Annotated in this window: 15 protein-coding genes; 9 read left to right on the plus strand and 6 right to left on the minus strand. The window is 45.8% G+C overall.

Annotation, left to right across the window (positions count from 1 at the left end):
• The first annotated feature begins 10 nt into the window (after positions 1-10).
• Together QUA71_RS09725 and QUA71_RS09730 are read left to right on the plus strand one after the other, a co-directional pair.
• Entirely contained in the window at positions 11-3,124 is a 3,114-nt protein-coding gene (locus QUA71_RS09725; RefSeq protein ID WP_333284406.1) for an efflux RND transporter permease subunit, read from the plus strand.
• 39 nt (positions 3,125-3,163) lie between these two features.
• Positions 3,164-3,643, plus strand: a complete 480-nt coding sequence (locus QUA71_RS09730; RefSeq protein ID WP_333284407.1) for a hypothetical protein — start codon at positions 3,164-3,166, stop codon at positions 3,641-3,643.
• Between the two features lie 106 nt (positions 3,644-3,749).
• Here the strand turns inward: QUA71_RS09730 and QUA71_RS09735 are convergent, their stop codons facing one another.
• The 3 genes from QUA71_RS09735 to QUA71_RS09745 all read right to left on the minus strand — a co-directional run bounded on the left by QUA71_RS09735 (position 3,750) and on the right by QUA71_RS09745 (position 6,974).
• Entirely contained in the window at positions 3,750-4,703 is a 954-nt protein-coding gene (locus QUA71_RS09735) for an FTR1 family protein (protein WP_333284409.1), read from the minus strand.
• A 77-nt stretch (positions 4,704-4,780) separates the two neighbouring features.
• The gene (locus QUA71_RS09740) at positions 4,781-5,809 is read right to left on the minus strand and encodes a helix-hairpin-helix domain-containing protein (RefSeq protein ID WP_333284411.1); all 1,029 of its coding nucleotides are present in this window, start codon (positions 5,807-5,809) and stop codon (positions 4,781-4,783) included.
• Positions 5,810-5,969: 160 nt separating this feature from the next.
• Positions 5,970-6,974, minus strand: coding sequence for a multicopper oxidase domain-containing protein (locus QUA71_RS09745; RefSeq protein WP_333216283.1), 1,005 nt, complete (start codon positions 6,972-6,974; stop codon positions 5,970-5,972).
• Positions 6,975-7,180: 206 nt separating this feature from the next.
• On the opposite strand from QUA71_RS09745, the gene rppA reads away from it, so the two are divergent.
• The 5 genes from rppA (at position 7,181) to rpmB (ending at position 12,430) form a co-directional block, all read left to right on the plus strand.
• Positions 7,181-7,870, plus strand: a complete 690-nt coding sequence (gene rppA / locus QUA71_RS09750; RefSeq protein ID WP_333284413.1) for a two-component system response regulator RppA — start codon at positions 7,181-7,183, stop codon at positions 7,868-7,870.
• A gap of 147 nt (positions 7,871-8,017) precedes the next feature.
• On the plus strand, positions 8,018-8,242 hold the full coding sequence (locus tag QUA71_RS09755) for a hypothetical protein (protein ID WP_333284416.1): 225 nt from the start codon (positions 8,018-8,020) through the stop codon (positions 8,240-8,242).
• Positions 8,243-8,434: 192 nt separating this feature from the next.
• Positions 8,435-9,766, plus strand: coding sequence for a two-component system sensor histidine kinase RppB (rppB, locus tag QUA71_RS09760; RefSeq protein ID WP_333284418.1), 1,332 nt, complete (start codon positions 8,435-8,437; stop codon positions 9,764-9,766).
• A 266-nt stretch (positions 9,767-10,032) separates the two neighbouring features.
• Entirely contained in the window at positions 10,033-12,021 is a 1,989-nt protein-coding gene (gene htpG, locus QUA71_RS09765; RefSeq protein ID WP_333284420.1) for a molecular chaperone HtpG, read from the plus strand.
• A 172-nt stretch (positions 12,022-12,193) separates the two neighbouring features.
• Entirely contained in the window at positions 12,194-12,430 is a 237-nt protein-coding gene (rpmB, locus tag QUA71_RS09770; RefSeq protein ID WP_015177569.1) for a 50S ribosomal protein L28, read from the plus strand.
• 84 nt (positions 12,431-12,514) lie between these two features.
• Here the strand turns inward: rpmB and QUA71_RS09775 are convergent, their stop codons facing one another.
• The 3 genes from QUA71_RS09775 to proS all read right to left on the minus strand — a co-directional run bounded on the left by QUA71_RS09775 (position 12,515) and on the right by proS (position 19,828).
• A complete protein-coding gene (locus QUA71_RS09775) occupies positions 12,515-14,575 on the minus strand; it encodes an adenylate/guanylate cyclase domain-containing protein (protein ID WP_333284422.1) in 2,061 nt (686 codons plus the stop codon).
• A gap of 116 nt (positions 14,576-14,691) precedes the next feature.
• Complete coding sequence (locus QUA71_RS09780) at positions 14,692-17,664, minus strand: adenylate/guanylate cyclase domain-containing protein (RefSeq protein ID WP_333284423.1); 2,973 nt, start codon at positions 17,662-17,664, stop codon at positions 14,692-14,694.
• Between the two features lie 358 nt (positions 17,665-18,022).
• Positions 18,023-19,828, minus strand: coding sequence for a proline--tRNA ligase (gene proS, locus QUA71_RS09785; RefSeq protein ID WP_333284425.1), 1,806 nt, complete (start codon positions 19,826-19,828; stop codon positions 18,023-18,025).
• A gap of 85 nt (positions 19,829-19,913) precedes the next feature.
• Between proS and QUA71_RS09790 the strand changes: the two genes are divergently transcribed.
• Both QUA71_RS09790 and QUA71_RS09795 read left to right on the plus strand, forming a co-directional pair.
• On the plus strand, positions 19,914-20,219 hold the full coding sequence (locus QUA71_RS09790; protein WP_333284427.1) for a hypothetical protein: 306 nt from the start codon (positions 19,914-19,916) through the stop codon (positions 20,217-20,219).
• Between the two features lie 515 nt (positions 20,220-20,734).
• A complete protein-coding gene (locus tag QUA71_RS09795; RefSeq protein WP_333284429.1) occupies positions 20,735-23,866 on the plus strand; it encodes an MFS transporter in 3,132 nt (1,043 codons plus the stop codon).
• The last annotated feature ends 47 nt before the right edge of the window (positions 23,867-23,913 follow it).

The following is a 23,913-nucleotide window of genomic DNA, read 5'->3' on the forward strand; positions in this document are numbered from 1 at the left end:
AAATTATTAAATGTTCAGCACAATTCTCAGATGGGTAATTAACCGCCGCTGGCTAGTCGTTATCGCCACCCTTATTGTTAGTCTGTGGACATTTTCTATCATCCCCCAAATGTCGCTTGATGTCTTCCCTCCTTTTGCACCCCCGCAAGTCGAAATTCAAACCGAAGCACCGGGGCTCGCACCGGAAGAAATCGAGTCTTTAGTAACACTGCCGATCGAAAGTGCAATTAACGGAACTCCTGGGGTAACAGCAGTGCGATCGTCTTCCGCTGTGGGCCTTTCTGCGGTTAAGGTAATCTTTGATTGGGGAACTGAAATTTATCAAGCGCGGCAGTTGATAACAGAACGGTTGCAGCAAGCGCAAAGCAAACTCCCCGCCGGAGTAGAAACACCGCAAATTTCTCCCACGACTTCACCTGTCGGCACTGTTATTACCTATGCTTTTACATCAGAAACTACTCCTTTGATGGAAGTGCGCCGTCTGGTTGACTGGCAAGTCACAAATCGCCTTCTAGCCGTGACGGGTGTTGCTCAAGTGGTGGCTTACGGAGGCGAAGAAAGGCAGTATCAAGTATTAGTAGAACCTGCCAAGTTGAAAGCTTTTAATGTGTCGTTGCAGCAAGTAGCTGAAGCGGCGGCGGCTGCGAATGTTAACGCGCCGGGGGGGTATTTAATTACGCCGGATCGAGAAACTTTAATCCGGGGAGTGGGGCGAATTGAGTCTGTGGAAGATTTGCAGCAATCGGCGATCGACTCTCGCCACGGAACGCCCGTCAGAATTGCTGATGTCGCTGATGTCAAGATTGGGGCTGCTATCAAGCGGGGCGATGGCAGTTTTAAGGGCAAAAAAGCTGTGATTGTGATGGTAAACAGACAGCCAGTTGCTGATACTCCGACGGTAACGAAAGCGGTTGAGGCAGCAATGGCTGAGGTACAGCAAGCTCTGCCAAAAGATATTAAAGTTACTGTGACTTTTCGACAGGAAGAATATATCAATTCCTCGGTGGACAATGTGCGATCGGCTTTAGTTGAAGGCAGTATTATCGTCACCCTTATTCTGATCCCGTTTTTGATGAATTGGCGCACTCTGGCGGTTGTTTTGCTGGATTTCTTTCTGACTTGGCTGTTGGCGCTGCTGGCGATGTATTGGCTGGGGCTGGGGCTGAATACGATGACTTTGGGGGGTTTGTCGGTGGCGATCGGCACTGCGATCGACGATGCGATCGTCTATGCGGAAAATACCTACCGCAATTTGAGGGAAAATACGTCTTCTCTTCATCCACGCCCGGTGATGGATGTGATTTTTGACGGCAGTCAAGAGGTGCGCGATTCTTTAATTGGAGCGACTGTTATTGGGATTGTGGTGTTTTCGCCAATTTTTACTTTGCCCGGTGTAGAAGGTCGAATTTTTACGCCTATGGGAATTACTTATCTGGTAGTTGTTGTGATTTCTAGTCTGGAATCGCTGTTAATATCTCCCGCCCTTTGCGCTATCTTGTTGCCTACCAAACGCATGAGTGCTGCGGAACCTTGGCTGCCGAGATTTTGCAAGAAAGTCTATCATTTTTTTATACAATTGTCAATGCGCTATTCGGGAATTATTTTAGCTTTAGCTGCTGCTAGCATGGTTGCTGCATTAATTATTTTGCCATCTTTTGGGCGGGTGTTTTTGCCTGAGTTTCAGGAGCAAACTTTGGTAAATACTATTCTGCTTTATCCTGGGGTGTCTTTGGAGACAACAGATAGCGCGGCTTTTGCTATTGAAGATGCACTTAAGGATGATACCAGGTTTGAATACGTGCAAGTGCGATCGGGCAGAGCTCCAGGTGATGCTGATGCTGCGGGAGTCAATTTAGCTCACATTGATATCGGTTTGAGCGAGGCAGGGATGAAAAACAGGCCGAAAACTTTGGAGTCGCTGCGGCAGGAATTTGCTAAATTGCCGGGAGTTGCACCAAATATCGGCGGTTTTATTTCTCACCGGATGGATGAGGTTTTATCTGGTGTCAGAAGTCAGATTGCTGTCAAAATCTTTGGCCCGGATTTGGATCAACTTCGCAGCATCGGTGCCCAAGTTGAAGAGCAAATGAAAACAGTTGAGGGAATTGTGGATTTGCAACTCGAACCGCAGGTGCCTGTGCAACAAATTCAAATTAAGTTTAACCGTCAAGCGGCGGGTAGATACGGTTTGAAAATCGGAGAGCTTTCTGAAATAATTGAGACAGCTTTAAACGGCAAAGTTGTTTCTCAAGTTTTGGAGGTGCAACAAACTTTTGATTTAGTTGTTTGGTTGCAGCCTGAAGCCCGAAATAACTTAGAAACAATTCAGAATTTGCTGGTTGATACTCCAAGCGGCAACAAGATTCCCCTCGCCCAAGTTGCGACTGTTAAATACGGTACGGGGCCCAATACGATTAACCGCGAGAATGTTTCCCGGTTGATTGTGGCGGCGGCTAATGCTAAAGGTAGGGATTTGCGATCGGTTGTGAATGAAATTCAAGCTAAAGTTAAACGCGAGGTGCAGTTGCCTTTTGGCTATTTTATCCAGTACGGCGGTCAATTTGAAGCCGAACAAAGGGCTTCGCAAAATATTATGATATTTAGCGCGATCGCCTTTTTAGTAATTACAGTATTGATGTACTTGTCCGTCAAGTCTATCGCTTCAACTGCTATGATTATGATTAATTTGCCGATCGGATTAGTGGGAGGAGTAATTGCGGTAGCTTTGACGGGCGGCATCATCTCTGTAGCTTCCCTGGTTGGCTTTGTCACATTATTCGGCGTTGCTACCCGTAACGGCTTGCTTTTAGTAGACAACTACAACTCTAAGTTTGCCGAAGGAATGCCTTTTAAGGAAGCAATTATAAAAGGCTCGATGGAACGGCTCAACGCCATCCTGATGACCGCTTTAACTTCAGCTTTGGGTTTAGCACCTTTAGTCTTTGAAGGCGGGGCGGGCAAGGAAATTTTGCAACCGCTGTCAGTAGTAGTTTTAGGAGGATTATTTACTTCTACAGCCTTAACTCTGTTAGTTTTGCCAGCTTTGTATGATCAATTTGGGAAAATTTTACTACCTCAAGAACCTCAGGCAGTTATTGAAGAGGGGAAGAGAGTTAATGTGTGATATTTTCTAATTAGTGTCAGTCAGCAAGGAGTCAAACCAATGAAATCGCTCAAATCAAATTTAATTGTTCTAGGTAGTGTAGGATTGTTATTTTTGGTAGCCTGTAATAAAGGCGACCAAGCAAGCGATACAAATACCAGTCCAGCCTCCTCTCCTGTCGCCTCTCAACCTGCATCTTCGGCTCCCGCCACTGCTCCTGCAACAGCAACTCAAGGGGGGCAAGTTGTAAAGTCTGGAGCTTACTATTTAGAGTTTGTACCTGAAAAAGAAGCTACCGGAACTCATTTAGATGTTTTTTTGCAAAAAGGGGAGAAAAAGGAACCAGTTCCTAACGCCAAAGTGACGGCTCAAGTGCAGTTGCCGAATGGAAAGCAGCAAACCCTAGCTCTCAAGTATGATGCTGATGGCAAACATTACGCTGTGGTGTTTCCCGGCAAAGATGCAGGAAGTTATCCCGTAAAAGTGACTGCGGATATTAACGGAGAAAAAGTTGACGGTCGTTTTACCTTCAATCAATAGATAGCTGATTTCCTAATGCGCTCTAACTTATGGGCGCATTAGTTATTAGCAACAAACAACTGCCTCCTGCATTTCCACTAAAAAGCCGATCGTATTTCGATCGCACTTAATTTCCTATTTCGTTACCTGAGTTTTTTTTGAACGGGAAAAACACTCGACCTGCCAAACTTTGAAAGTAAATGCCGCCCACGGTAATTAAAAAGACGAAATAAGCGATCGCCTGCACGACATAGAGCTTATCCGTGTAGCCAAACAGCGCACTCAACAACAAACCTGGAAACTTGTCTTCGGGAAGCAGTTGCGAGGTATTCCAGACCATCGGCCCGAGAATGCAAGAGTGGATTTTAGTAAATCTTTCGTAATAGAAACACAGTGCTGCTGATTCGCGATTTGTTTGCGATAAAATATTCATCGCGCTGTCAAAAAGTCCCAAAGTAGATACCACTAAGCCTGCTACAATGAAGAGCAATAAAATGCCCATATATTTGAAAAACAGGCGGATATTAATTTTGACTCCCCATTTAAACAGCAGGACACCAAGTCCGGTGGCTGAGAGAATGCCGCCCAAAGCGCCGAGGGCTGGAATAATGCCTTGTTGAAACTTGGCGACGACAAACAAAACAGTTTCAAACCCTTCGCGCAAAACAGCAATAAAAACTAAACTAAATACGCCCCAACCGGCATGAGAGTTTTGCGTTAAAGCAGCACTTACAGCGCCTTCAACTTCGGCTTTCATAAATCGCGCTTGCTTGGTCATCCAAATCAGCATCCAGCTCAGCATTGCGATCGCTATCAGCCCAAAGATTGCTTCTAGCAGCAATTCCATAATCGGTGCAAAAGGCTGATTGGATGCGGACAAAATTTGCATCGTCCAGACCAACAGTACACCTATCAAAGCGCTGGCAATAAGTCCAACCCCAACACCCCCAAAAACCCAAGGGCTTAAATAGCTTTGTCCCGACTTTTTGAGGCAAGCGAGAACGATTCCGACAACTAAGGCGGCTTCGACTCCTTCGCGGAGAGTAATTACAAATGTGGGCAATGCTTCGCTAAAATTCATCTTTTTAGTTGAGGTAATATCGGGAGGTAATTGGTATTTTTTTTACCAATTACCGTTGGCGGTTTCAGTTAAGTTTTTTAAGAGGCTGGTTTGAGAACTTTTTGGCTGTCGTTCTCGATCGCTTTAACTAGCTGGTTGACTTGTTCCGTGGTTTTTACGGGGGTTGCTGGCGCGATCGCAGTTGGCCAATTTGCCTTCAGTTGAGTCATGTTGGCAACAATTGCTTTGTCGGTTTCGGGGCTAGTTTTAGCCACTTGCTCGGCGATATCTTTGTACAGCATTTCCGCGTACATGACAAAACCCCGCGAATCTTGGTATTCAATAATTGCGGAAATTTTGCCGTTAGCAACTGCCGCTCCGTATTCGGAATTAGCTGTATCCAACAAGCCGTTAATCACTTGCAGCACGAATTTCGGATCTTTTCGCTGCGTTTCGGGAAGGGCGGCAATTGCTCCATCAACTGCTTGCATTGATGTGGTAAATTCCGCCTTCACTTGAGCCGGATCTTTTGCACCCGCTTTAACTAAATCCTGCAATTTAATTAAAGTAGCCTTAAATTCAGGAATTTTACGCTCGTTTAGCTGATCTTCCACATCGGCATAAATTTCTTCGACTGGATGCCCGATGTGCGGTTCTGCCTGGTCTGGTTTGCCTTGATCCAAGAGTTCTTGGGCTACGAAAAGATGCCCTTTCATCAAGCCAAGTTTAGTCATGTAGTCTACATCTTTGGGTTCGCCTGTCAGCACCACATTTTCAATAGTTACCAAGTCTTTGATTTGGTCGAATTGCGCTTGAGTAATGACATTTTTTGAAACCAATTCTTCGACTTTTCCGTAAGGGCGGCTGGCTTGAATTTTGTTAGAAAGTGCCGGCACTCCTAACTTGGCTTCGAGTTTATCTAACTCTGAAAGAATGGCAGTATTGATGTTGATGCCGCCTTTGCCGCCGTGATGCCCGCTGTGACCGCTTGTGGATGCGGGACTGGCTGTGGCAGCGGGTGAGGGTGTGCTGTCGGTGTTGCTGGCTGTGGGGGAAGCGCAACCAGCAAGAGCAACGAGGATGGCTGTAGCAGTGACTGTAGGTAATAAACGAAATGTGGATAACATGGCAGTTGCTAATTTTTACGTTATGTGCATTTGGTCTCACAAGTTATTAAGAATAATTCTCAATTATTTGCGAGCTATTCATTCTACCTATTTGCGATCGAGCTTGTCAAATAATTTCATACTTTATTTGAATCGGCGCACCCTGGTAGGAGGATTGGGTTTAAGTGATGACTTCAAATACACCCATGCAGCCTGCTTCGGCGATCGCATCTTGATGGGGATGAAACATAAATTTTCCAGCGTAGCCGTAGGTAAATTCTAAAATATGCCGTTCAGCTACTCCCATTGTGATTACATCGGTTCTTTCACTGGGAGTCAAAGTCATTCCCGTGCGATATACGTCAAAAAAGTTGGCGTGCAGGTGAAAAGTCACTGCCGCTTCGTACTCAATCAGGTTAAGAACGTACAGCCGGATTAGCTGATTTCGGTAAATAGGTATCGGGTTGTTCATGTAATAATTGGGCAACCCGTTAAAAGCGTAAAGTTCGTTTTTTTTGTCGTCGTTTACGTCATATCCCCCCATGATTAACAGGATTTCATCGGCGGGAGGACGAGGTTTTGGTGGATCGATGATGAACATTCCATAGAGTCCTTTACCTATATGGCGAGTTACGGGCTCAATATGGCAGTGATATAGATGCACTCCGTAGGGATTGGCATCGAATTCATAAATAAATACCGAACCGTGTTTCACTGGTTTAACGCCATCCATTTCGCTGGTATGAACGCCGTGAAAGTGCAGCGAATGAGAATCTCCGGCTTTGTTATAAAAAATGACGCGGATACGATCGCCCTCTGTTGCCCTCAATGTCGGCCCCGGCACGCGATTGTTGACGTTCCAGGTGTTGAAAGTGACCGCGCTGTTAAGTTGGACGATCGAAGTATTAGCTTCCAGGCGAAATTCGCGTACCGTGCGCCCATTTTCGCGCGTCACCGTGCCGTAATCAAAATCCCGCGCAATTTGCATCGGGTTGATATTGCTGACGGTGAGTGCATCTGCGGGGATGGGCGGTATTCTCGCGGCTGATGTCGGTTTGCGAGTCAAGTTTTGAAGTGCGATCGCGCCGCCCGCTACCCCAGCCCCAGCTATTCCTAGCTGTAGCAGTTGGCGGCGACTCCAGCGCCCAGCCTTTTTAATGGCGGGACGATCGGATAAATCTGTCATACTTATTGAAAAATTTTCTCAAAAATTCACTGGTACTTGATTATAAGGCATTACCAGCTTGTTGTCAATCATTGTCAACAGTTCTCTTTTTCTGCGAATTCAGAATATTTCATGCTGATTTCATCTCAGTATGTGAGCTTAAATGTTGGGGTAGATGCTGCCCATCGCTAACAATGTATAAGGATTTAGCGCTATAAATTAGAGTTATGAGAGTTTTGCTAGTTGAAGATGAGCCAGATTTAGGGAAAGCGATCGACCGCACTTTAAAGCAGGAAAAATATATAGTTGATTGGGCCCTAGATGGCAATGAAGCTTGGGAATATTTAGACAGTCACTGGACGCAATATAACCTGGCTATTTTTGACTGGTTGCTACCAGGATTGTCAGGATTGGAACTGCTGCGGAGATTGCGTGCTAAAAATAGCGCTCTGCCCGTTTTGATGCTAACAGCCAAAGACCGAATGGAAGATAAAGTTGCCGGACTAGATGCCGGGGCTGACGATTATTTAGTTAAACCGTTTGGGATGGCGGAACTGTTAGCAAGATTGCGGGCTTTGCAAAGGCGAGCGCCCCAAATTCAACCGCAACAGCTACAAGTAGGAAATCTGGTTTTGGACTGCGGGAATCGAACTGTGTGGCATCTCGATCGAAGTGGCAACAGCCAGATAATTGCTTTAACAAACAAAGAGTTTCAACTGCTAGAATACTTGATGAAACATCCCAACCAAATTATCACCACTGACCAAATTCGGAATCAGCTATGGGAGGCGAGTGCAGATACCTTTAGCAATGTGGTAGCAGCTCAAGTGCGCTTGCTGCGGCGCAAACTTGAGTCGGTAGGCGGCGCGAATTTAATTGAAACCGTTCACGGCGTCGGATACCGCATGAGAAATTAAAGTAGGGCGGGTTCTCCGGTCGCCCCCACAATAAAATTTAATTTTTGTGGAACAGGCATCTTGGCTGTTCTTAAGCATTCTAGGGCTTCCCAGCCCGAATCTGGGAATCCGTAGAATATAGAAAACTCGATCGTAAAAATGACTGCTATGAAAGATTTAATCCAACAAGAGTTAGAAAATCTCGATCTAGAACAACTAAAACAAGTATTTGAATTTATTGCCTTCCTAAAAATCCGTGCCAGATTAGCTACTATTGCAGCAATCGATGAAACTAACTTAGCTGCACTCTACGGCGAATTTGCCGAAGAAGACCGACAACTTGCGGAACTCGGAATAAGCGAATATGCAGAACTCCTAAAACATGAAAATTAACTGGTTTCCCGGCCGAGCCGGGAAACCGATTTACCGAGGCTCTGCCTCGAAGAGATTCCCTGAAAATTGGAGGCAGAGCCTCTGGATATGAGTTACCAGGCAGAGCCTGGGAACGAGTAAAATGAGTAAAATTTAACTTTGTGGAACAGGCATCTTGCCTGTTCTTAACAATTATATAAAATCTAAGTTTAAATGAATCAAAATAAACTATTTAACCGAACTCGCTGGCAATTAGCCATTTCCTATGCAGCAGTAATGGGTTTGATTTTAAGCTTGTTGGGATTTGGCGTATACAAGGCGATCGCCCACGCTCACTGGGTAGCCATAGACCGGGAATTAGAATCCGTAGCGGGGACGCTACACGACAGCCTAGAACTCAAATTGCAGCAGCCCGGACGCTTGGAGCCAATAGTAAACGAACTTTTGCCCAACCTTCGCCTAATTGGAGTTAAAGGCATTAAAGAACAGTTGCCAAGCCGCCATATTTTAAGCGCTATCAACCAAGGCTATTACTATATTCGTTTATTTGATTATTCCGGGAAATTAATTGCTACAGCAGGCGCTTATCCCGAAAAATTACCACCAGAATTTAACTCCCAATACTGGCAAACAATAACTGACAACAAAGGCAATGTTTACCACCAAATTTCTGTAGCGCTACACACCCAAACACAGCAAGATTGGGGATATTTTCAAGTTGGGCGCAGCCTGCAAGACTTCAATGATTATCTCAGTACAGTGAAATGGGTTTTGAAATTAGGATTGCCTACAGCATTGATTTTGATAGGCTTTGCTAGTTGGTTGTTGGCAGGATTGGCCATGAAACCGATTTATTCTTCCTACCGACAAATCCAACAGTTTACAGCGGATGCCGCCCACGAATTGCGGACGCCTTTAGCGGCTTCGCAGGCGACTGTAGAATCGGCGCTGTTGACGCCTCAATTAGATGAAAAAGAAGCGCGGGAAATTTTGCGGACGATCGATCGCCAAAACCGACGATTGACTCAGTTAGTTGCTGATTTGCTGCTGCTGGCTCGCATGGATAATCAGGCGATACGCGATCGCCCTCAATTGTGTTGTTTGAATGACTTGGTGAGCGATTTAGTCGAGGAATTGGCCGCAATGGCGATCGCTTCTAAGGTAGCGTTAACATCCGAAGTGCGAGTGCAGCAGCAATTAAATGTTGTCGGCAATTCCGACCAACTTTATCGCTTAGTTGCTAATTTAATTGTTAATGCCATTCAATACACTCCGGCGGGCGGCAAAGTAACAGTTATTTTAGATTGCAGCCACCAAGAGGCGATCGTTCAGGTTCAAGATACCGGTATTGGGATGGCGGCGGCAGATTTAGAGCGAATATTCGATCGATTTTACCGAGTCAACAGCGATCGATCGCGCCATACTGGCGGTTCGGGACTGGGATTGGCGATCGCCCAAACCATAGCCCGCGCCCACCGCGGCAGCCTCAGCGCCCGCAGCGAATTGGGTTCCGGCAGCACCTTTCTCCTGCAGTTACCTTTGTGAGCTACTATGTGAGGGAAACTGACATCTTGCACGATCTTCGCTTAACAGGTCTTTCTGGCCTGTTCCACAAAAAGTGAATTATCTTGTGGGGAGTAAGAGTTGGGATTTTCTAGCCAGCCCGTGAAAGGCTTATTGAGAATTGTCCAAGATGTGGGGAAAACCGAATCATCTTTTTGTGGTAATCCCTTTTGCACAAGAGAACAGGATCGCCGAAAATCATTAAATAGCTATTTCTAAGCAATTAGCAGTCATCAGAGAGAAAAATTATGACAGTTTTAGAACAGGGAACAATCTCAATCCATACCGAAAATATTTTCCCGATTATCAAGAAGTCGCTATACACTGACCACGAAGTCTTCTTGCGGGAACTAATTTCTAACGGCGTCGATGCCATTGCCAAACTCAAAATGGTTTCCCGTTCCGGCGAATACGGCGGCGACATGGGCGAACCGCAAATCAACATAGCGATCGACAAAGAAAACAAAACCCTCTCAATTTCCGATAACGGCATCGGCATGACCGCCGATGAGGTAAAAAAATACATCAACCAAGTCGCTTTCTCCAGCGCAGAAGAATTTATTCAAAAATACCAAGGCAGTGGCGACGACGCAATCATTGGTCACTTCGGCCTAGGTTTCTACTCTTCTTTCATGGTGGCGAAGAAAGTAGACATTGATACTCTTTCTTACCAAGAAGGCTCCCAAGCAGTACACTGGTCTTGCGACGGGTCTCCCGCTTTTGAACTATCAGAATCTTCCCGCACGGAACGCGGCACTACTATTACTCTTACCCTCCAAGATGAAGAACAAGAATATTTAGAACCGACTCGCATTAAGCAGTTAATCAAAACTTACTGCGATTTCATGCCAGTTCCCATCAAATTTGAGGGAGAGGAACTCAACAAGCACAAAGCAATTTGGCGGGACTCAGCCAGCAATTTGCAAAAAGAAGATTACTTGGAACTCTACCGCTACCTTTACCCGTTCCAAGACGAGCCGCTGTTGTGGGTACACCTGAATACAGATTATCCTTTCATTGTCAACGGGATTCTTTACTTTCCCAAACTGCGTCCGGATGTCGATGTTACCCAAGGCAATATTAAGCTATTCTGCAACCAGGTTTTTGTCAGCGACCACTGCGAAGAAATTATCCCGAAATTCTTGATGCCGCTGCGGGGCGTTATTGACAGTACCGACATTCCGCTGAACGTTTCTCGCAGTTCTTTGCAAAGCAATCGCACTGTGCGGAGAATCGCTGATTATATTGCGAAAAAAGTGGGCGATCGCCTGAAAGAACTCTACCGCGACGATCGTGACGAATACATCCGCTGTTGGCAAGATATCGGCACTTTTGTCAAGTTCGGAACTCTCAACGATGACAAGTTCAAAAAGCAAGTCGAAGATATTTTAATCTTCCGCAGCACCTACGAACCAACAGCCGAGAAGCCAGAAACTGTAACGCCCGAAGTTCAGGTGCAAAGTGAGGAAGGAGATTTGTGGCAGGATGTGACTCCGAAGTCGGAAAATTCTAGTTCCACGCAGCCTTACACGACTCTAAAAGAGTATTTGGAACGCAATCAAAAACGCCACGAAAATCGCGTGTTTTATTGTACCGATCCTGCCTCTCAAGCAACTTACGTGGCCATGCACAAAAGCCAAGGTTTAGAAGTGCTGTTTATGGATTCTTTCATCGACACGCACTTTATCAGCTTCCTGGAACGAGAACACTCAGATGTCAAATTCTCGCGGGTTGATTCCGACATCGACGAAACGCTAATTGACAAAGAGAAAGAAGCGGAAATTGTCGATCCGGCGACGAATAAGACTCGCAGCGAACAAGTTAAAGAGATGTTCCAAAAAGCTCTCAATAAGCCGAAAGTGAACATTCGCACAGAAGCTTTGAAGTCTGACTCTGCGGAGGCGACGCCACCTGCGATCGTACTTTTGCCGGAAGCTTTGCGCCGGATGCGCGACATGACGGCGCTTTTGCAGCAGCAAGCGGCCGAATTCCCCGAAGACCACGTTTTGCTGGTGAATACGTCTCACCCGCTGATTCAAAATCTGGCGAGTTTGAGTCAGGGTGCGATTATTCAAGGCGGCGGGGAGTCTCCGTCAAGTCAGTTGGCGAGTATGATTTGTCACCACGTTTACGACTTGGCTTTGATGGCCCAGAAGGGTTTCGATGCTGAAGGGATGAAAGATTTTGTCGAGCGATCGAATCAAGTCTTGACAAAATTGACTGAACGTGCAATGTAATTACCCCCCCCAACCCCCCCTTGCTAAGGGGGGGAGTAAGAGTTTATTTCTATTGCTGAGCGGGCGATCGGGTGTTTTTTGTCCCCCCTTTAACAAGGGGGGCTAGGGGGGTTCTGCGCTGTTGCTATATAATAAAAGGCTGCACGCAAAAAACGGTAATCTGGAGCGCAATATGTCACGGAAATGTCAGCTAACGGGAAAGAAGGCTAATAACGGTTTTGCAGTTTCTCACTCGCACCACCGCACTCACAAATTGCAAGACGCCAATTTGCAGTGGAAGCGGGTTTGGTGGCCGCAGGAGAAGCGCTGGGTAAGATTGCACCTTTCTACAAAAGCGATTAAAACCTTGCAAAACAAGGGTTTGGAAATCATGGCGAAGGAAGCTGGAATTAACCTGTACAAGCTTTAAAAAACTTGGCTAAATTAAAATGAGGGCGATCGCACACTTGAGAGTGCGCTCGCCCTTACTTTTAGAGAAAAACCTTTACTAAAGCTATTTTCGGCATTTCAGTAAATAAGTAGTCATCTGCCCTTTGCCTTTAACTTCGATCGCGCCACGGTTTTCAAAGGAATACTTTTCTCGCAACTGCTGATAAGTTGTCTCTGTTACCTGAATACACCCCGGCAAGCCGTGAGATTCCATGCGGGAAGCGGTGTTAACGGTGTCTCCCCACAAATCGTAAATAAATTTTTTAATACCGATGACTCCGGCTACAACCGGGCCTGTGTTGATGCCAATTCTGATGCTGAAAGCTTGGCTGTGGGTATTGCTGAAGTCAATAATTGCTTGCTGCATATCCAAAGCCATTTCTGCGATCGCTTCTGCGTGATCCGGGCGAGGAATGGGGAGGCCTCCAACTACCATGTAAGCGTCGCCAATCGTCTTAATTTTTTCCAAACCGTGCCTTTCTGCTAGGTTGTCAAATGTCGAAAAGATGTCATTCAGCAAGGCAACTAATTGCGTTGGAGAAACTCGCGAACTGAGTTGAGTAAAGCCTACTATGTCCGCAAATAAGACAGTAACATCAGCAAAAGTGTCTGCGATCGTGCTGTCTCCCCGCTTCAACCGATTTGCTATTTCTTCAGGCAAAATATTCAACAGCAAGCGATCGGATTGTTCCTGCTGATATCGCAGCGCTTTTAAAGTATCATTGAGAGCATTAGTCCGTTCTTCTACTCTAAACTCTAACTCGTCATTCAGCTTTACAAGCTGCATTTCAGCCCGCCTGCGGTCTGTGATATCCGTACCGATTGCCAGCATTCCCGCAAAGTTTCCTGCCGCGTCAAACAGCGGTTTATTTGCCCACGATACCCAAACGCGATCGCCGCTGCGCCGGATACTTTCATTTTCATTTCCCGTGTATTGTTCTGGGTTTTGCAAAATATCTCTCAACTTTGCTGCCAAGTCATTTCCTCTTGTATCTCTCTGGGGAATGATGGTTCCCACTGCGTTTTTGCCAATTATCTCTTTTTCATCGTAACCAAAAAAAATCTGTGCGAATTCGTTAAAAAAAGTAATATTTCCTTCCGTATCTAGTTTTAAAATAATGCTGTTAGCATTCTCGACTAATTCCCGATACTTAATTTCGCTTTGCCGCAGCGAATCCTCTGCTGATGCGCGTTCGGCTACAGTGGTGGCCAACAGCAGCGATGTAACTACAATTACGCTCATAAAAGCCTGCAAAAATAAGATGGCCTGATTGATATTTTCGGCTTTTGAAATAAAGGGACCGCCTCCCTGAGAACCGCCCCAAATGGCGATAGTGGAGACAATGAAAGATGCTAAAACAGCCCCCCCCTGGCCGAATTGAATGGTTGCCCAAATTACTAAGGGAAATGGCAAGTATTCGAGGGGATAACCGGAGAGACTACCTTCACTTTTTGAGTTATATACTAGCCAACTGACTGTTACTAATAACAGCAGGCATATTCCGGCACCGATGCGATTTACAATGGTTTGAGAACCTGTAATTGGTGAAGGGCTTGGCGCTTGTTGGCGGTTGTATATAATCAACAGCAGGGGAGTAAAAATTAAAACTCCTAATGTATCTCCGAGATACCAATTCCATCGAATGTGCCAATATTCGCTCCAGTCAACTAAACCAGTTACACAGAGGCGAAGCGTGCCGAGAGTGCAGTTAATTTGAGTGGCAACTACAGCACCGCAGAAAATTAAATTGACTACATCGATCAGCCGATCGAGTGAGGGGCGAAACTTTAGCTGTTGCAGCAAAGTAAAGGCGCATAAAGCTTGTAAACAAGCGCAAAAGGCACTAATCGTTGCAAGTGTTAAGGATACCTTAAGGTTAATAGTCTCGTAAAAAACTACGCCTAAAGCTATTCCCGGCCAAACACGTCGGCCAAATAATAAAATTGCCGCTTGTGCAATTCCTGCGGGTGGCCAGACGCAGGTAGCTAATTTATTTACCCCTGGGATTGAAACTGCTATTTTTGCTGCCAAAGCGTAAGCAAAAGCCAGGGCAGCTACTTTTGCTAAGTCTTGCCAATTTCTAGATTGAGGAAATCGCAGAAACTGAATTTTTTGGGGGTTCATACTGAGTGTTATATTTTTTTAAACTAACTATAGCAACCGCGCCCGAAGAGCAATAAATTATTAATTCTGAAACATGATTTCTTATATTGCTTCTTCCTTCTTCATTCTTCCTTATGCTATAACTTGATACCTGTAAGAAAATAAGTCTTCATCTGGCTTTTGCCTTTGACTTCGATCGCGCCGCGGTTTTCAAAGAAATACTTTTCTCGCAATCGCTCGTAAGTTGGCTCTGTTACGTGAATACACCCCGGCAAGCCGTGAGATTCCATGCGGGAAGCGGTGTTAACTGTGTCTCCCCACAAATCGTAAATAAATTTTTTAATACCGATTACTCCGGCGACAACTGGGCCGCTGTTGATGCCGATTCTGATGCTGAAAGTTTTGTTGTGGGTATTGCTGAAGTCAATCATTGCCTGCTGCATATCCAGGGCCATTTGGGCGATCGCCTCTGCATGATCGCTGCGGGGCATTGGCAATCCTCCTACTACCATGTAAGCGTCGCCAATCGTCTTAATTTTTTCCAATCCGTGCTTTTCTGCTAGGCGATCGAATGTGGAAAAAATATCGTTAAGCAAGGAAACTAATTCGGACGGAGAAATTTGGGAACTAATTTGAGTAAAACCGACTATATCTGCAAATAATACTGTTACTTCGGCAAAAGTATCGGCGATGATGCTTTGGTCTTGTTTTAATCTATCGGCGATCGCTTGCGGTAAAACGTTGAGTAGGAGACGATCGGATTTTTCTTGTTCTAAGCGTAAAGCTGCCTCAGCTTGTTTGCGAGTTGTGATATCTTGAACAGTACCTTCGTAATAAAGCAAATTTCCGTAGGAATCGCGCACGGTATAAGTATTTTCGGAAATCCAAATTATGCTGCCATCTCGGCGGTAAATTTGAGATTCAAAATCCGATACTTTGCCTTGTTGTTCTATTAAGCGGACAACCTCGGCGCGGCGATCGGGGTCAACATAAAGTTGTTGGCTAATATCAGTTAGTGTGCCCACCAATTCCTCGCGTGAACTGTAACCGTAAATGCGAAGCAAAGCAGGATTGGCGCTGAGATATTGCCCATCTGGGGTAGTTTGAAAAATTCCGACGATCGCATTTTCAAAAATGCTGCGGTATTTTTCTTCAGCTTGCCGCAGCGCTTCTTCAGCCCGCTGGCGTTCTCGCGCTTCCATTGCGAAAGTTACAGAGTCTGCTAGAGAAACAGCGAAACTTTGTTCTTCAATCGTCCAAGGGCGGGGGATTCCTACGTGTTCCAAACAAATAACTCCTGCTGTTTCTCCGCCTATTTGAATCGGCGTATCTAGCATAGAAGTGATGCCCAAGGGAATTAGGTAAGATTCTGCAAATTCTCTAGTTCTAAAATCTTTTTGCGCGTCAAAGGCAGCAATTGCGCGTTCTTCTCCCAGTGCTTGAAAATAGACAGGATAGTCTGCTGCTGCTAATTCCAAACCGTGTGAGTGCTGGTTGAGAGCGCGATCGAACAAATCCAGGCACTCCATCTTGGATTTAGTGCGATCGTACAGCCATACGCTCGATCGGGCAACTTCCAGAGTACGGCTAGCAGTTTGAGTTATTTGTTGAAGCGCTTTTGTTAAGTCGCCTTGATTCAGTGCTTTATTTTTGGCTAAATCAATTAATGCCGATTTCTGTTTCTGTAGCTGAAGTTCGCTTTGTTTCAGGGCATTTGTCCGCTCTTCAACTCGGATTTCCAGCTTTTCATTCAGCTTTTGCAGCGCTATTTGAGCTTTTCGGCGATCGGTGATATCTGTGCCGATGCAGAGGATTCCCAGGATTTCTCCCGCTGAACCAACCAGCGGTTTATTTGCCCAAGATACCCAAACGCGATCGCCACTGCGCCGGATATTTTCATTTTCATAGCTGGTAAAGCGATCGGGATTTTGTAAAATTTCATTATAAACCAACTCTAAGTTCTTCCCTTCGAGGTCTGTCTGTGGAATAATTGTTCCCAGTGCATTTTTACCAATGATTTCTTCCTGAGTGTAGCCAAAGAATATTTCCGCAAATTCGTTAAAAAAAGTAATATTGCCGTTAGCATCCAATTTCAGAATAATGCTGCTAGCATTTTCCACCAATTCTCGATATTTAATTTCGCTTTCTCGCAGGGAATTTTCTGCCTCGGCGCGTTCAGCTACTGTCGCTGCCAATAAGAGGGAGGTAATTGTAACTACAGCCATAAAAGCTTGCAAAAATAAGATAGCCTGAGTGATATTGTCGGCTTTGGCTATGAACGGCCCCCCTCCCTGAGAACTGCCGATAATTGCGATGCTTGAGACAATGAACGATGCTAGCACAGCGGCTCGTTGACCAAATTGGATCGCAGACCAAATTATAAAAGGAAACGGCAAATATTCCAGGGGATAACGAGAAATAGAATCTTCACTTTTCGAGTCAAAAACAAGCCAGCTCACCCCAATTAATAATATTAACCATACTACCCGCCAAATTAAATATTTTTTCTGGATTTCTGTTTGTTCTTTTAAACGCTTTACGGTTACTTTAGGGCGAAAAAGTATTAGGATTAAGGGAGTTAAAATTAAAACTCCCATTGTGTCTCCCAACCACCAATCCCATCGAACCGACCAATATTTTGCCCAATCTAATTTGCCCGCTAAATATAGGGAAAACACGCCTATAGTGCAACTGATTTGAGTAGAAATTAGACCACCAAACAAGATTAAATTAACTACATCTTTTAAGCGAGCAAGAGATGGACGAAACCCCATCCTGCCCAGGGCAATTACTGCAAAAACAGCTTGCAGAATGGCCCCGGCGTTTCCTCCCAGCCAAACCGCGAATATCTGTTCATTTGGGTTAACAATATTTAGCAGAAAGGTACCCAAAACTATGGCAGGCCAGACTTTTATTCCAAACAATAAAAGTCCAGCTTGTGCAATTCCTGCGGGCGGCCACACCGAGGAAGCGAAGGGACTAACACCTTGAATTGACATTGCTAGCCTCGCCCCCACGGCGTAAGCGACAGCAACGACAGTTACTTGAACTAAGTACCGCCCAATTCGGGATTGAGGGAATCGAAGAAACTGATTTAGGTTCAGATTCATATCGAGTTTTAAGTTTTAGATAATTTCACATCAGAAGGAAGTTCGGCAACGGATTCTGTAACGGATGTAACGGATGTAACGGATGTAATGGATGTCAGGAAGAGGGAAGAAGGAAGAAGGAAGAGGGAAGAGGGGGGAGCATCTCATATTTGTAAAAACACTTCTTGTGGCTTCTTCTTTCTTCCTCTTTCCTCCTGCATTCTGCCTCCTGCCTCCTGTCTCTTGCCTCCAAACTCCAATTTCTAGCTGGAGTGCTTTCAGTGAGATGCTCCCAAAAGGGGAGCTAATGTAGGGTGTACACCGCGCAGATTGCGATCCTAAATGTAGCTGCAGCGCGCACCTTACTGATTAAAAAGTCTTAGCTGACGGCGGCTTCAATCCACTGTTTCAACGTAGAATTTACTTCATCAATGAGAATTTCGTGGGATTTGTGAGTTGCTCTTTCCACGACTTCAACTTTGCCTGCTTTCAGCGAACGACCCGGAACAATGCGATAGGGAATGCCGATTAAATCGGCATCTTTGAATTTAACTCCGGCCCGTTCGTCGCGGTCATCTAGCAAGGTTTCAATGCCAGATTGGTTGAGTTCTGCGTAGAGTTTTTCGGCGACTTCTACTTGTTGGGCGTCGGAAATATTGGGGATGCTAATGATGGCGTGATACGGGGCGATCGCCACTGGCCAAATTATCCCGTCTTTGTCGTAGGATTGTTCTACGGCCGATTGAGCTAGCCGCGACACGCCGACGCCGTAGCAGCCCATCACAAAGGGCATTTCTTCGCCTTGTTCGCTGGTGTAGGTGGCGCCCATTGCTTGGGAGTATTTGGTTCCTAATTGGAAGATGTGGCCGACTTCAATGCCTCTGGCGCTTTGCAAGGTTTGTTCGGGGTTGTGCACGGCCCGATCGCCCTTTTTGGCTGTTCTGACACCCACAACCGTTGCTGGCAGGGGAAATTCTTTGTTCCAATTGGCCCCGACAACGTGGTATCCTGATTCGTTTGAACCGGTGACAAAGTTTGTCAGGTCAACTGCAGTGCGATCGACTAAACGCAAAAACTTAGAGTTTACCTCCTTGCTTCCAGCGATATAATCATCAGCAACATCGGGAGCCATATAACCCAGAGGTAAAGATTTAGCAGCCCATTTCCGCTGAGCTTCCACGTCCGGAACAGTCAAAAATAAAACTGTTTTAGCTTGATAATTGCCCGCTAACTTCGTCAATTCATTCAGCAACTTTACCTGATTCACCTCTTGGTCGCCGCGAATGCTTACCAATACCAAGACTGTAATGCCATTATCGTAAACAGCCTGGTAAAGCACATTTTTGACAACTTGCGTCGGAGAACATTTCAAAAACTTGCAAAGTTTATCAATTGTTTCAGTTCCCGGCGTTTCCCGCTTTTCAAAAGTTGCAAATGGCGACGGTTCGGCATCAGCAGGCATCGATACAGCCTTTTCCACATTAGCTGCATACTGACCGTCTTCAGTATAAAGAACTTCATCCTCGCCCGCTTCAGCCAACACCATAAACTCTTGGGAACCAGAACCGCCAATTGCTCCCGAATCAGCATCTACTGCTCGGAATTGCAAGCCAGAGCGGCGCAGCATATTGCTATAAGCTTGAGCCATATCCTGATAAGTTTTTTTCAGGCTTTCTTCGTTAGTGTGGAAAGAATAGCCATCTTTCATAATGAATTCGCGACCGCGCATCAACCCGAAACGCGGGCGAATTTCATCGCGAAACTTAGTTTGAATTTGATATAGATGTACAGGCAATTGCCGATAGGAACGAATCATATCTTTAGCAATTGTAGTAATTACTTCTTCGTGCGTTGGGCCCAGTCCCAATTCTCGCTGCTGCCTGTCTGTCATTGCAAACATAATACCTTCAGCTTGAGTATAGGTATCCCAGCGGCCGGATTCCCGCCACAAATCGGCTGGTTGCAATTGCGGGAGGAGGCATTCTTGAGCGCCGGTAGCGTCCATTTCTTCGCGCACAATTTGAGAGACTTTTTTGAGAACTCGCCACATTAATGGGAGATAAGCGTAAATTCCGCTACCGATGCGCCGGATGTATCCGGCACGGAGTAATAGTTTGTGGCTGGGAATTTCTGCTTCTGCCGGGTCTTCACGCAGGGTAACAAAAAGCATTTGAGAGAGTCGCATGGCTGATTTCCTTAAAATACCGGATGATTGTAATCTTAGATTAACTTCTGATATTATCAGACGTGAGCCGGATTTGATTAAATATATGAATAAAATTTGGGCAAACTACGAAAAAGGTATGGCAGTATTTGATAATTGTCACTCTCCTACGGTGCAATCTCAGTGGCTTGCCTTAAAAGATGAAATAGGAGAATTTGTTCGAGAACCTAATTTAAGCGAAATTTGGGATATTGTTCATGCTGCTGGTCGATTGTTTTACAAACTAACCGGAATTCCTTTCAATTTACTGGCCTATCCTACTGTTCGCAAACACAGTCAACGTTTCGAGGAGTACGGCTGTATTCGCAGCATTCGGAACTGTGAGGGTAAATGCTGCGGCAAAAATTCGTAGCCTAGGCGGCGGCGCACCCGATATCATGTTTGTTGAATTGCCTGTAATTAGATTTAGAAACCCTCGATCGCACCAGAGTGATTATGCAGATCGAGCGCTCGGAATTATTAGCTCGTTTTGAGCCAAAAAATCAAACTGAATCCTAAATCGGTAACCCACTATACGATATCTGGGTGCACCGAAGATCACTTTACTACTATTGATAATGGGTGGCGATCGCCCCCCGCCTCAAACTTGCCCCTTTTATGCGAACTCTGCTGCTACCAGTCGCATAAAAACTAATTTCTGACTTTAGACGGATTTATTTTTTACCTTCTGCAGGCATAATAACAATTAAGGATGAGATCACTAGAAAAGTGATTTACGGCTCATCCAAATTTCACTAATAAGGGCTTCCGTAAGATTAAGCCTGACCAAAACAAACCACCATCTAAAGATTACAAAATCCCCTATAAATAAAGTTGGGGTAAATTTTCGCTATGCCTAACTCGGCATAAAAGTGTAGGAGGTAATTTATGTTAGAAAGCGAGTTATTAATGTCGCTGTACAGTCCCAAATTCAATATTGCCCAAATGCCAGTAGAAATAGATGTGCCATTTGAACACCCCGATCTCGGAGGGCTGATGTTTTTAAGCCCGCAGTTTTTCGTGGCATTAATCGCCGGAGTCATTATGGCTTTCGGCTTCCAATTCCTGTTAACAAATTTCTCGATCGCCGCCAAAATCTCAAATTGGGACGAGGCTTTACCCGACGGTGACGATGATGATGAGTCCGAAAGTTTAGGCACTAAAGTTCGGAAAATCGAAGGTTTAGTCGGGGGTTGGATTTTAGTCACCGTTAACCTGGCTTTATTTTTGGCTTGTTTTCTGGCCGTCAAACTAACTTCAATTGCCTCGGTAGACGGAGCGGCAATTATTGGTGTAGTCATTTGGTCGGCGTACTTTTTAACGCTGGTGTGGCTCGGTTCTAGCGCCGTCGGTTCCATGATCGGTTCCTTGATAAAAACTGCTTTTTCAGGGGTTCAAGGTGTCATGGGTACTGCTGGTGCTGCGATCGGCGGCAAGATGGCCAACGACCAAATGGTCAATACTGTAGAGGCATCTGTTGCCGCTGTACGCCGCGAGTTGAGTTCGGCGGTAGACCCGGATAGCATTCGCGAAACACTGCAAGATTATGTGGGTTCTTTGCAGTTACCGAAACTAGATGTTAAGGAAATTCGCGGTCAATTTGAAAAGTTGCTGGGCGATGCAGATATCAAATCTCTTGCGGGAAGCGACCTTCTGAAGAATGTTAACCGCCAGACTTTTGTGGATTTAGTTAAGAGTCGCACAGACTTTTCTGCAGAGGAAATAAATCAAATTTCTGACCAACTCGAAGGCGTTTGGAAGCAAACTTTCGGCAAGCAGCAAGAGCAGAAAGACCCGAATTTCGAGTTGGTTGATTTTCTCAAGTTTGCGGCTCCCGATTTGCTGAAGTCTGACGAACTCAACGCCAAGCTGTCTCAAATTCTGGAAAGTAGGGAAAACAAATCGGAATCCAGCAGCGGCATGAAGCGAGCAATGCAGTTGGGTGTGGGATCTCTTGTGAACACTGTTTTGTCGCGGACAGATTTGTCTGATTTGGATGTTGAAAAAATCACTGGTCAGTTGCAGCAACTGACAGCCAAAGGGACGGAACAAGCTAAATCTTTGGCTTCTAAGGTGGGCGACAAAGTGCCTGCGCTGCCTTTCAATACAGCTAAGGCTGATGTGGAAAACTACTTGATGAATGCCCAACCGTGGCATCTCAACCGGGAGACAATCAAGCAAGAATTTAGGGATGTGATTTACGACCCGGAAGCTTCTCCCGGAGCCGTTTTGCGCCAGTTAGAGCTGTTTAATCCAGATTATTTTGTAGGGATTCTGGGCCGCCGCGAGGGGTTTGCTCCGGAACAGGTGACGGAAATTGCCGAACAGCTTGAAGGTGTCCGCCAAGAAGTGTTGGAAATTGTGCAAGCTGCGGCTGGTGAAGAACAGTCTCAAGATTTGCGGAGCCGGATTGAGAATTATTTGCGATCGACCGGCAAGGAAGAATTGAATCCTGAAGGTATCGAGCGGGATTTCCAAGCGCTTTTGGAAGATCGGGATGCTGGTTTTGAGGCTTTGCGCGATCGCCTTTCGCAATTTAACCGCGATACTTTGGTGCAGTTGCTGGGTCAGCGAGAAGATTTCAGTCCAGAGGAAGCCGATCAGTTAATCGGGCGGCTCGAAAGTTCGCGCGAGCGCGTGATTTCTAAAGCTCAAGAATTGCAAGAGCAAGCGCAATCGAAAGCGCAAGAATTGCGACAAAAGGTAGAAGAGTATCTCCGCAATACTAATAAGGAAGAGCTCAATCCTGAAGCTATCGAGCGCGAGTTTCAAACCCTGTTAAGCGACCCGGAAGCCGGATTTAAATCGCTGAAAGAACGCTTGTCTCAATTCGACCGCGATACGCTGGTGCAGTTGCTGTCACAGCGCCAAGACCTCAGCGAAGAACAGATAAATCAGGCGATCGACCGGATTGAATCTGTGCGCGATAACATTATCCACGCGCCGCAAATGGTGGCAGATAGAGCTAAGCAACAGTACGAGGAAGTTACTGCAAAAATTGGCGAGTACCTGCGGAATACAAACCTGGAAGAACTCGATCCAGAAGGTATCACTCGGGATTTGACCAAATTGTTTGAAAATCCCAAAGAGGGTGCTTTGGCACTTCGGGATAGACTTTCTCAGGTCGATCGCGAAACTTTAGTCAAGTTGCTGTCGCAGCGGGAAAATTTGAGCGAAGAACAGATCGATCGGACGATCGATCGCGTGCAAGATTCGATTCGCAGCATCGTGAAATCGCCCCGCCGCTTGGCTTCTCGCGCTCAAAAAACAGTCCGGGATTTCCAAGGAAGTTTGGAAAATTACTTGCGGAATACGGACAAGGAAGAACTCAATCCTGAAAGCATCAAACGCGATTTGCAGTTGCTGTTTAGCGAGCCGGGAATGGGGATGCAAAGTTTGGGCGATCGCGTGAAGCACTTCGACCGATCGACTCTGGTAGCATTGCTGTCGCAGCGGGAAGACATCTCGGAAGAGGAAGCTAACAGAATTGCCGACCAAATTGAATCTGTCCGCAACCAAATTGTCGAACAAGTTCAAATGGTTCAGGACAAGTTTCAGTCAGCAATGGATGGTATCTTCGGGAAAATCCGGGATTACCTCAATTCGCTCGATCGACCAGAGCTCAACTACGAAGGCATCAAGCGGGACTTCCGCAAAGTGTTTGACGACCCGCAGGCCGGATTTGACGCGATTAAAGAGCGTTTAGGTGAGTTCGATCGCGGTACTTTAGTTGCCCTGCTGAGTTCTCGTTCCGATATTTCCGAGACTGACGCTCACCGGATTGTTGACCAAATGGAAGGAGCCCGGGACAGCGTTTTATTGCGATCGGAGCGCCTGCAAAATGAAGCCAAAAAACGCATTAAACAGCTCAAGAAAAAGACCAAGCAGCAAGCAGAAGATGCGCGGGAAGCCGCAGCAACTGCTGCTTGGTGGCTGTTCGGTACGGCTCTGACTTCTGTGGTTGTTTCGGCTTTGGCTGGAGCAATAGCAGTCGGCGGGATTTCGGGTTTGTTTAGCTAGATTTTCAACGAGTTTGAAATAAAGTTCTCCTGATTCTAGGCCGGCTG

Origin of the sequence: Microcoleus sp. MON1_C5 (genome assembly GCF_036701875.1) — a bacterium.
Classification (GTDB): Bacteria; Cyanobacteriota; Cyanobacteriia; order Cyanobacteriales; family Microcoleaceae; genus Microcoleus.

Coding starts and splice junctions, on each gene's coding strand:
- QUA71_RS09740 (WP_333284411.1), bottom strand. CDS start 5,809: ATGTTATCCACATTTCGTTTATTACCTACAGTCACTGCTACAGCCATC.
- QUA71_RS09745 (WP_333216283.1), bottom strand. CDS start 6,974: ATGACAGATTTATCCGATCGTCCCGCCATTAAAAAGGCTGGGCGCTGG.
- QUA71_RS09780 (WP_333284423.1), bottom strand. CDS start 17,664: ATGAATCTGAACCTAAATCAGTTTCTTCGATTCCCTCAATCCCGAATT.
- rppB (WP_333284418.1), top strand. CDS start 8,435: ATGAATCAAAATAAACTATTTAACCGAACTCGCTGGCAATTAGCCATT.
- QUA71_RS09755 (WP_333284416.1), top strand. CDS start 8,018: ATGAAAGATTTAATCCAACAAGAGTTAGAAAATCTCGATCTAGAACAA.
- QUA71_RS09735 (WP_333284409.1), bottom strand. CDS start 4,703: ATGAATTTTAGCGAAGCATTGCCCACATTTGTAATTACTCTCCGCGAA.
- QUA71_RS09795 (WP_333284429.1), top strand. CDS start 20,735: ATGTTAGAAAGCGAGTTATTAATGTCGCTGTACAGTCCCAAATTCAAT.
- rpmB (WP_015177569.1), top strand. CDS start 12,194: ATGTCACGGAAATGTCAGCTAACGGGAAAGAAGGCTAATAACGGTTTT.
- proS (WP_333284425.1), bottom strand. CDS start 19,828: ATGCGACTCTCTCAAATGCTTTTTGTTACCCTGCGTGAAGACCCGGCA.
- htpG (WP_333284420.1), top strand. CDS start 10,033: ATGACAGTTTTAGAACAGGGAACAATCTCAATCCATACCGAAAATATT.
- QUA71_RS09725 (WP_333284406.1), top strand. CDS start 11: ATGTTCAGCACAATTCTCAGATGGGTAATTAACCGCCGCTGGCTAGTC.
- QUA71_RS09775 (WP_333284422.1), bottom strand. CDS start 14,575: ATGAACCCCCAAAAAATTCAGTTTCTGCGATTTCCTCAATCTAGAAAT.
- QUA71_RS09790 (WP_333284427.1), top strand. CDS start 19,914: ATGAATAAAATTTGGGCAAACTACGAAAAAGGTATGGCAGTATTTGAT.
- rppA (WP_333284413.1), top strand. CDS start 7,181: ATGAGAGTTTTGCTAGTTGAAGATGAGCCAGATTTAGGGAAAGCGATC.
- QUA71_RS09730 (WP_333284407.1), top strand. CDS start 3,164: ATGAAATCGCTCAAATCAAATTTAATTGTTCTAGGTAGTGTAGGATTG.